11 protein-coding genes and 1 pseudogene are annotated in these 8,970 nt (G+C 71.2%); 1 reads left to right on the forward strand and 11 read right to left on the reverse strand.

Going from position 1 to position 8,970, the window contains the following annotated elements; translation table 11 throughout:
- Positions 1 to 191: pseudogene (locus tag OZN99_RS18770) on the reverse strand (hypothetical protein); the annotation flags it as partial.
- Positions 192 to 331: 140 nt separating this feature from the next.
- Here OZN99_RS18770 and OZN99_RS18775 point away from each other — a divergent pair.
- On the forward strand, positions 332 to 1,288 hold the full coding sequence (locus OZN99_RS18775; protein ID WP_270936796.1) for a calcium-binding protein: 957 nt from the start codon (positions 332 to 334) through the stop codon (positions 1,286 to 1,288).
- 3 nt (positions 1,289 to 1,291) lie between these two features.
- Here the strand turns inward: OZN99_RS18775 and OZN99_RS18780 are convergent, their stop codons facing one another.
- The 10 genes from OZN99_RS18780 to purC all read right to left on the reverse strand — a co-directional run bounded on the left by OZN99_RS18780 (position 1,292) and on the right by purC (position 8,802).
- Positions 1,292 to 2,236, reverse strand: coding sequence for a glycosyltransferase family 2 protein (locus OZN99_RS18780; protein WP_270936797.1), 945 nt, complete (start codon positions 2,234 to 2,236; stop codon positions 1,292 to 1,294).
- An 80-nt stretch (positions 2,237 to 2,316) separates the two neighbouring features.
- The gene (locus tag OZN99_RS18785; RefSeq protein ID WP_270936798.1) at positions 2,317 to 2,841 is read right to left on the reverse strand and encodes a PEP-CTERM sorting domain-containing protein; all 525 of its coding nucleotides are present in this window, start codon (positions 2,839 to 2,841) and stop codon (positions 2,317 to 2,319) included.
- 446 nt (positions 2,842 to 3,287) lie between these two features.
- A complete protein-coding gene (gene grxD / locus OZN99_RS18790; protein ID WP_270936799.1) occupies positions 3,288 to 3,626 on the reverse strand; it encodes a Grx4 family monothiol glutaredoxin in 339 nt (112 codons plus the stop codon).
- Between the two features lie 25 nt (positions 3,627 to 3,651).
- Positions 3,652 to 3,885 (reverse strand): BolA family protein, encoded by a 234-nt coding sequence (locus tag OZN99_RS18795; RefSeq protein ID WP_270936800.1) that lies wholly within the window; start codon positions 3,883 to 3,885, stop codon positions 3,652 to 3,654.
- Between the two features lie 30 nt (positions 3,886 to 3,915).
- Positions 3,916 to 6,132: a phosphoribosylformylglycinamidine synthase subunit PurL gene (gene purL / locus OZN99_RS18800; protein WP_270936801.1), complete on the reverse strand. Its 2,217-nt coding sequence runs from the start codon at positions 6,130 to 6,132 to the stop codon at positions 3,916 to 3,918.
- Between the two features lie 74 nt (positions 6,133 to 6,206).
- Positions 6,207 to 6,803 carry a hypothetical protein gene (locus OZN99_RS18805; RefSeq protein ID WP_270936802.1) on the reverse strand — a complete coding sequence of 199 codons (597 nt, stop codon included), beginning with the start codon at positions 6,801 to 6,803 and terminating at the stop codon, positions 6,207 to 6,209.
- Positions 6,804 to 6,866: 63 nt separating this feature from the next.
- Complete coding sequence (purQ, locus tag OZN99_RS18810) at positions 6,867 to 7,565, reverse strand: phosphoribosylformylglycinamidine synthase subunit PurQ (RefSeq protein WP_270936803.1); 699 nt, start codon at positions 7,563 to 7,565, stop codon at positions 6,867 to 6,869.
- 4 nt (positions 7,566 to 7,569) lie between these two features.
- Entirely contained in the window at positions 7,570 to 7,800 is a 231-nt protein-coding gene (locus tag OZN99_RS18815) for a hypothetical protein (RefSeq protein ID WP_270936804.1), read from the reverse strand.
- A gap of 1 nt (position 7,801) precedes the next feature.
- Positions 7,802 to 8,041: a phosphoribosylformylglycinamidine synthase subunit PurS gene (gene purS / locus OZN99_RS18820; RefSeq protein WP_270936805.1), complete on the reverse strand. Its 240-nt coding sequence runs from the start codon at positions 8,039 to 8,041 to the stop codon at positions 7,802 to 7,804.
- On the reverse strand, positions 8,038 to 8,802 hold the full coding sequence (gene purC / locus OZN99_RS18825) for a phosphoribosylaminoimidazolesuccinocarboxamide synthase (RefSeq protein WP_270936806.1): 765 nt from the start codon (positions 8,800 to 8,802) through the stop codon (positions 8,038 to 8,040). The genes purS and purC overlap by 4 nt, the downstream gene beginning before the upstream one ends.
- Positions 8,803 to 8,970 lie beyond the last annotated feature (168 nt).

Here is an 8,970-nt window from a genome sequence, read left to right on the forward strand (position 1 = left end):
GCCTCCGGCCACCAGGCGGTGCCGGCCAGGGCGAGGCCGCCGACCAGCCCCGCCGCCATGCCGGCCAGCGAGATCCCGTCCGCCGAGGCGCCGCGCGCCACCAGCCAGGCCGCGACGCGCTGCGTCGCCCCGAGTTCGCGCGCCGCGATGGGGCGCCTGTCGCCATTCGTCGTCATGTGTGCCTCGTGCATGGCCGGAGCATGCCACGGCCGGCCGTGCGCATCGTGTCGCCGCATTGCGCGGCGTGTTTCCGCCGTTGCGCGGCGACGTTTCGCGACGGGACCGCGGCACCCGCGCGTGGTTCGCTGCAGGCCCCAGCAGGGAGCCCGCCATGCTGCCGCTGCCACCGAATGGCGACCTGAAGATCGGCACCGACTTCGCCGAGGTGATCCGGGGCGATGCCGAAGGCGGCGTGCCCGACCGCAGCCGCCCGCATGACCGCATCCTCGGCGGCGGCGGCGCCGACAGCCTGTATGGCGACGACCGCAGCTACGATTCGCGCGACGGCGACGACACCATCGACGGCCAACTCGGCGACGACATGATCTTCTGCGGCGGCGGCCGCGACATCGCCTCCGGCGGCAGCGGCAATGACTGGCTCTACGGTGGGCCGGGCAACGATACGCTGTACGGCGCCGCCGGGCGGGACGTGCTGGAAGGCGGCCTCGGCGCCGACATCCTGATCGGCGGCTTCGGCCGCGACGCGCCGGCGGGCGATGACTGGGCGAGCTACGAGACCTCCCATGCGCGGGTCGTGGTGGATCTCTCAACCGGCACCGGCCGCTTCGGCCATGCGGAAGGCGACCGGCTGTTCGGCATCCCCAATGTCGCCGGCAGCCGCTTCGACGACACGCTGACGGGCGATGCCGGCGACAACTGGCTGGCCGGCGAGGCGGGGGACGACTTGCTGCGCGGTGGCGACGGCGCCGACCGGCTGGATGGCGGCACCTCCGTCGTGCAGGACCGGCTGGAGGGCGGCGCCGGCGGCGACCTCTTCGTGATCGGTGCGACCCGCGCCACCTCGCCCGATCCGGCGCTGGCGGTGATCGCCGATTTCGACCGCGCCGAGGGCGACGCGCTGCTGCTCCGCCGGGTCTTCGAGCGGATCTTCGCCGAGCAGCAGGGCGCGGATACGCTGGTGCTGGCCGAGACGCATTGGGCGGCCGTGATGACCGGCCCGTCCTCCTGGACCTACCAGTGGCAGGAGGATCCGGTGCGGATGACGCTGGCGGTGCTGACCGGTATCGAGGCCGGGTCGCTCACCGGTGCCTGGTGGCTGCAGTACTGAGCCTCAGGCTGGGTAGCGCGCGAAGGGTCCGTGGAGCCGGCCGGGCAGCAGCGGCAGCAGATGCGCGGCGGCCAGCAGCGCCGCCCGCTTCGGGCCCGGTGCGGCGGCGAAGGCGCTGCGCAGCCGGGCCAGGCCCTCGGCCATGGCGCCATGGCGGATCAGTTCCTTGCCGACCACCCAGGCATTCTCCGCCTCCGCCCGCGCGCGCAGCCGATCCAGGCGCGGGCCGAGCCGCGCGGCGAGCGCCGGGTTGCCCCAGATCGCCGCCATCGCCGGCGCGAAGGCCGCCGGGTCGCGCGCCATGCGCCGATAGGCGCTGGCGCCCCGTTCCCGCACGAAGAGCAGCGGGGCGGTCCCGGCCACGCGCCCGAAGCCGCCCTGCAGCGCCAGGCGCACCCAGCATTCCCAGTCCTCGCCGTAGCGGATGGCGGGATCGAAGCCGCCCGCCGCGGCAAAGGCCCGGCGACGGATCAGCAAGTGGCCGCCATTGGCCAGCAGGTTCCGCACAAGCAGCGTCTCCAGCACGTCGCCATCCGGGAACGGTCCGGTCTTGAGCCGCAGCGGCGGGTCGCCGGGCCGTGCCGCCTCCGCCACTGCCGCCCAGGGACCATAGGCGGCGACCGCGCCCGGCGCGGCGCGGAGCGCGGCGACCAGGCGGGCCAGGGCATCCGGGGCGAGCCAATCGTCGGCATCGAGGAACAGCAGCGCCTGGCCGGTGGCCGCGGCGATCCCGGCGTTGCGCGCGGCAGAGACGCCGGCATTGGCCTGGCGCAGGATGCGGATGCGCGGATCGTCCTCGGCTGCGCGTTCCGCCGCGCGGGCCGTGCCGTCGCGCGAGCCGTCATCGACCACGACGAGCTCGAGGTCGGCGTGGGACTGCGCGCGGACCGAGGCGATGGCGTCGCCGACGAAGCAGGCGACATCAAAGGCCGGCGTGACAATGGACACCTTCACGCCCCTGGTGTGGGGCGTGTGGTGCCGACCGGGAAATCAACAGGTTGCGGGGTCGGCTGGGTGCGCCCGCCCGTTCAGCGTCGCCGCAGCCGTGCGACCGCGCCGGCGAGCATCGCGACGCCGAGCAGTGCGGCGGTGCCGGGCTCGGGCACGCCGGTCGGGGGCGGGGCCTGGTAGAAGATGAAGTCGGAGGCCTGGAGACTGGGGAAGGTATAGAGGAGGTTGTTGTCGGCGAGGACGACGACCTGCGGCACGAATACCGTCAACTGCTGGATGTCGGCGAAGGTCAGGTTGACGAAGGCCGAGACGTCAATGAGATCGCCTTGGGACCGGTTGAAGTCATTGATACGCGTCTCTGCGAAGTCCGGTGTGGTGACCGGCAGGATGACGTAGACATCCGCACCGAGGCCGCCGAAGAAATTCCGAAAGCCATCACCTTCCGAGATCAGCGTGTCTTCGCCGTCGCCGCCGAGCAGCGTGTTGTTGCGACCCCGGCCGGTCATCCGGTCGTTGCCTTGCAGGCCGAAGATCCGCTCCACCTCGTCGGACGTGCTGCCGAACGTGTCGGCATCGGGCGTGCCGTTGATGATGATCGTCATTCCGCCGCGCGCTCCGCCAAGTCCCGCTCGCCCAGCGGCGCGAATCGCCACGCGCCGGCGCGCGGCGTGGTCCCGGCAAGGCTTGGGCGGAAGCTACAATCCACCCCCCCCGCAAGCCGTTTGTTGGTAAATCGTAAGGGCGAGTTGGGCGTTGCACGGAACGCAAAACGGCGGCCCACCCTCGCGGGTGGCCGGCGCTGGTGCCGTTGCCGGGACGGCACCACCCCAACCCCCCTTCGCTTCGCGACGGGACCCTCCCCACAAGAGCGGGAGAGGGGTCAAGGGCGCGCCTTGCCCCCTCCCCCGCGCTTGCGGGGAAGGGTCGGGTTAGGGGTGGGGCGCGAAACGCTGAATGCGAAACACGGCGCGTCGCAGACACCTGCGCGTCACGCCCGTCGCCCCCCTCACCCAATCCTCTCCCCCCTGCGGGGGGAGAGGGCTTTCGGTTACGCCGTCGCCTTCGGCGAGACGCCCTTCTCCTCCAGCACCGCCTGCAGCTCGCCGGACTGGAACATCTCGGTGACGATGTCGCAGCCGCCGACGAACTCGCCCTTCACGTAGAGCTGCGGGATGGTCGGCCAGTTGGTGAAGCTCTTGATGCCCTCGCGCAGCTCCATGTCCTCCAGCACGTTCACGCCCTTGAAGGGCACGCCCATGTGGCTGAGGATCTGCACGACGCGGGCGCTGAAGCCGCACTGCGGGAAGACCGGCGTGCCCTTCATGTAGAGCACCACCGGGTTCTCGGTGATCTCGGCCTGGATGCGGCCGTGGACGGGATCGGTCATCTGCGGTTCCCCTGGGAAGGTCGGTTCAGTCGGGCGCGGAGGTCTGCAGCGCCAGCGCATGCAGCTGTCCGCCCATGCGGCCCTGCAGCGCGGCATAGACCAGCTGGTGCTGCTTCACCCGCGACAGGCCCTTGAAGGCGGCGGAGACGACGGTGGCGGCGTAGTGGTCGCCGTCGCCGGCCAGGTCCTCGATGGTGACCTGGGCGTCGGGCAGGGCCGACCTGATCAGCGCCTCGATCTCGGCGGCGTTCATCGCCATGGGTTCGGCTCCTGCGTCGCCGGGGTCATGTCAGCCCACAGCCTCCATCAGCGCGGGCAGCGTCGATTCGTGGGCCGCCCGCAGACTGGCGACGGATATGGAGGAGCCGGGGCCGGTAACCAAGTCCCCGCCGCCCGACCGGCCCAGCCGCGCGGCCGGCACCCCCGCGGCCGTGGCGGCCGCCAGCAGCGCCGAGCCGTCCGCCACCGCCAGCACGTAGCGGCCCTGGTCCTCGCCGAACCAGAAGGCATGGGCGGGGAGGCTGGCGGGCGGCGGCTCCAGCACGGCGCCGATGCCGCCGCCCATCGCCATTTCCGCCACCGCGACCAGCAGGCCGCCATCCGCCACGTCGTGGCAGGCCACGACCTGGCCGGCCAGGATCCGCGCCCTCACGAAGTCGCCGTTGCGGCGCTCGGCCGCGAGGTCCACCGGCGGCGGCGCGCCCTCCTCCCGCCCAGCGATCTCGCGCAGCCAGAGCGACTGGCCGAGCCAGCCCTGCGTCGCGCCGATCACGATCAGGTCCAGGCCGGGCTTCAGGGCGAGACCCACCGACTGCGCCGCATCCTCCAGCACGCCGACGCCGCCGATCGCCGGGGTGGGCAGGATCGCGCGTCCGTTGGTCTCGTTGTAGAGCGAGACATTGCCGCTCACGACCGGGAAGTCGAGCGCGGTGCAGGCGGCCGCCATGCCCCGCACCGCGGCGGCAAACTGGCCCATGATCTCCGGCTTCTCGGGGTTGCCGAAGTTCATGTTGTCGGTGATGGCCAGCGGCGTCGCGCCCACCGCCGTCAGGTTGCGCCAGGCCTCGGCGACCGCCTGCCTGCCGCCTTCCTCGGGGTCGGCCAGGCAGTAGCGCGGCGTGCAGTCCGTGGTCATGGCCAGCGCGCGCTTCAGCCCCTCCAGCTTCACCACCGCGGCATCCGCGCCGCCGGGGCGCTGCACGGTCTGGCCGCCCACCGTGCTGTCGTACTGGTCCCAGATCCAGCGGCGGGAGCAGAGGTCCAGGCTGCCGACCAGCTTCTCCAGCGCTGACGTGATCCCGACCGGATCGGGGATGGCGCTCGCGTCCAGCACCGTCTGCTTCGGCGTCTCCGCGGTCGGGCGGCGATACAGCGGCGCCTCGGATTCCAGCGGCGCGAGCGGGATCTCGGCCTCGACGGCGCCCTTGTGGCGGATGACGATGCGGCCGGTGTCGGTCAGGTGGCCGATCACCGCGAAGTCCAGCTCCCACTTGCGGAAGATCGTCTCCGCCTCGGCCTCGCGGCCGGGCTTCAGGATCATCAGCATGCGCTCCTGGCTTTCCGAGAGCATCATCTCGTAGGCGGTCATGCCGGTCTCGCGCTGGGGGACGTTGTCCAGCACCAGCTCGATGCCCACGCCGCCCTTGCCCGCCATCTCGACGCTGCTGCTGGTCAGGCCGGCTGCGCCCATGTCCTGGATGGCGACGATCATGTCGGTGGCCATCAGCTCGAGGCAGGCCTCGATCAGCAGCTTCTCGACGAAGGGGTCGCCGATCTGCACGGTCGGCCGCTTCTCCTCGGCATCCGCGCTGAACTCCGCGCTGGCCATGGTGGCGCCGTGGATGCCGTCGCGGCCGGTCTTGCTGCCGACATAGACCACGGGGTTCCCGATGCCGGCGGCCGCACTCAGGAAGATGCGGTCCTTCGGCGCGATGCCCACGGTCATGGCGTTGACCAGCGGGTTGCCGTTGTAGGCCGGGTGGAAGTTGACCTCGCCGCCCACGGTGGGGACGCCGACGCAGTTGCCGTAGCCGCCGATGCCGCGCACCACGCCGTCGATGATGCGCGTCATCCGCGGCGCGTCCGGCGCCCCGAACCGCAGCGCGTTCAGGTTAGCGATGGGCCGCGCGCCCATGGTGAAGACGTCGCGCAGGATTCCGCCCACGCCCGTCGCGGCGCCCTGGTAGGGCTCGATGAAGGAGGGGTGGTTGTGGCTCTCCATCTTGAAGATGGCGGCCAGCCCGTCGCCGATGTCGATCACGCCGGCATTCTCGCCGGGGCCGTGGATGACCCAGGGCGCCTTGGTCGGCAGGGTGCGCAGCCAGACCCGCGACGATTTGTAGGAGCAGTGCTCCGACCACATGACGGAGAAGATCCCAAGCTCCGTCAGCGCGGGCGTGCGGCCGAGGATCGCCAGCAGGCGGTCGTACTCGTCCGGCTTCAGGCCGAACTCGGCCGAGAGCTGCTTCGCGCGGGCGGGGTCGAGGGGCGTGGGGGCCTGCGTCATGGCCGGGTTGTCGGGCGCGGGGCGGCGCTTGTCCAGCGAGTCGCGCTCATGGCTGCCTGCCGACGCCGCAGGGATCAGTGGCGCAGCCGCACGGAGTGGGCGCGCGTGAGCGTGCCGACCGCGACCGAGCGCACGACCAGGGCCTTCGTCTCCAGCAGCACCACCGGCGTGCCGGCGAGGCTGCGGTTGGCGATGAACTTCTGGTCGTGCGGGTTGAGCGGCGCGCCCGTCGTCGTGGCCTGGCCGGTCCAGGCCTCGACCCAGATCTCGGCCTTCTCGCCGGCCCAGCGGAACTCGACATAGGCGGATCCGGTGATGCCGGCATTGGCGAGGTCGAAGCCGCGGATCTTGCCGTCGAAGCCGAGCGCCGTGGCGAAGACGCCGAGTTCCTCGGCCCATTTCGCGTTCGGCGAGGCGGGGTAGCGGTTGTTCGCCGCGAAGGTGACGCCGTAGAGCCGCGTGCCCTTCGCGTAGCTCGCATGGGCCATGACGAAGTTGGCGAAGGCGGTCGAGCGCTCCGCGCGAGGCCCAGGATCGACGGCGCCGTTGTTGTGCAGCCCGAACAGCCCGTTGGGCGTGACGTAGCAGACGGCAAGGCAGTTCGCGACGCTGGGATAGCCGAGCCTGGAGGAGTCGAAGCCGACCTCGCGCTCCTTGAGAAAGGCCGTCATGCCCTGTCCTCTCCACCTCTGGTTGAGCCAGCTTGGTGCGGGCGTGCGGGCCGCGCAAGCGCGTCAGGCGGAGGCCAGGCTCTCCACGAGGCTGGTGAACATCGGCAACCCGTCCGTGCCGCCCATCAGCGGGTCCACGTAGTCCTCGGGGTGCGGCATCAGCCCCAGCACGCGGAGGTTGGGCGAGAGGATGCCGGCGATGTTGTCGCGCGCGCCGTTGCGGTTGGCCGCTTGCGTCGTGCGCCCGTCCGGCTCGCAGTAGCGGAAGGCGACAAGGTTCTCGGCCTTCAGCCGCGCCAGCGTCTGGTCGTCGCCGAACCAGTTGCCGTCGCCATGCGCCATCGGCGCGCGGAACACCGCGCCCTGCTGCCAATGCGCGGTATAGGGCGTGCCGGCACGCTCCACGCGCATGTGGCAGTCCATCGAAAGAAAGCGCAGCGAGGCGTTGCGCAGCAGCGCGCCGGGCAGCAGGCCGGCCTCGCAGAGGATCTGGAATCCGTTGCAGACGCCGAGCACGTGTCCGCCCCGCGCCGCGAAGGCCGCGACCTCGCGCATGATGGGCGACTGCGCCGCCATGGCGCCGCAGCGGAGGTAGTCGCCATAGGAGAAGCCGCCTGGCAGCACGACCAGGTCGGTGCCCTGCGGCAGCGCGGTCTCGCGGTGGAACAGCATCACCGGCTTGCGCCCCGTGGCGCGTTCCAGCGCGATCGCCATGTCGCGCTCGCGGTTGGTGCCGGGGAAGACGACCACCACAACCTTCACAGGCCTAACCTCCCTGCCAGACGCGCAGCCAGTTCAGCCCGCCGATCACCAGCAGCGTCACCACCACCGCGATCGCGGCCGCCGTCACCCAGCGGTCGATGCCCTTCTTGCCGCGCGCCAGGAAGCCGGCGCGCTTCTGGCTGGCCACCTGCGGCAGCCGCTGCTCGCGCCAGCGCAGCCCCATGGCGATCAGCACCGTCAGGACCGCGACGATGAGGACGCTGGCCTTGACCAAGTCAGGCCACCTCGACCCGGAAGCTCTCGATCACCGTGTTGGCCAGCAGGCGGCGCGCCATCTCCTCGGCCAGCGCCTTCGCCTTGGCGGGGTCGGTCTCGGCCAGGTCGAGCTCGATCACCTTGCCCGCGCGCACCTCGCCGACGCCAGCGAAGCCGAGGCCCTCCAGCGCATGGCCGATCGCCTTGCCCTGGGGATCCAGCACGCCCGCCTTCGGCATCACATAGACCCGGGCCTTCATTGTACCGTCTCCGGCCCCTTCATGTCGCGCACGCCCGCCTCGGGCAGGATGCCGAGCCGGCGGGCGACCTCCTGGTAGCCTTCCTCGACCTTGCCAAGGTCGCGGCGGAAGCGGTCCTTGTCCATCTTCTCGCCCGTCTTGGCGTCCCACAGGCGGCAATTGTCGGGGCTGATCTCGTCGGCGAGGACGATGCGCATGTCCTCGTTCTCCCACAGCCGGCCGAACTCCACCTTGAAGTCCACCAGCGTGATGCCGACGCCCAGGAACAGGCCCGAGAGGAAGTCGTTGATGCGCAGCGTCAGCGCGACGATGTCGTCGATGTCCTGGGTGGAGGCCCAGCCGAAGCAGGTGATGTGCTCCTCCGACACCATCGGGTCGTTGAGCTGGTCGTTCTTGTAGTAGAACTCGATGATCGAACGCGGCAGCCGCGTGCCTTCCTGGATGCCGAGCCGGGTGGAGAGGCTGCCGGCGGCGACGTTGCGCACCACCACCTCCAGCGGGATGATCTCCACCTCGCGGATCAGCTGCTCGCGCATGTTCAGGCGGCGGATGAAGTGGGTGGGCACGCCGATCTCGGTCAGGCGCGTCATCAGGTATTCGCTGATGCGGTTGTTCAGCACGCCCTTGCCGGTGATGGTGCCCTTCTTCTGGGCGTTGAAGGCGGTGGCGTCGTCCTTGAAATACTGCACCAGGGTGCCGGGCTCCGGACCCTCGAAGAGGATCTTCGCCTTGCCCTCGTAGACCTGCCGGCGGCGCGCCATGGATGGGGAAACTCCTGTCTGTGCCGCGCGCCCGGCCATCGGTCGGCCCTGGGCGCGCGCGGCCGCGGGACGCGCGCCCCGGGAAGCCGCCCCGGCTATAGCAGGCGCGGGCCCCCTCCGCCACGGCGGGGGCGGGTGGGGGGCATGCGCGGGGGGCTCAGCGGCGGG

The sequence above is a fragment of the Falsiroseomonas oryzae genome (assembly GCF_027856955.1).
Taxonomy (GTDB): domain Bacteria; phylum Pseudomonadota; class Alphaproteobacteria; order Acetobacterales; family Acetobacteraceae; genus Falsiroseomonas; species Falsiroseomonas oryzae.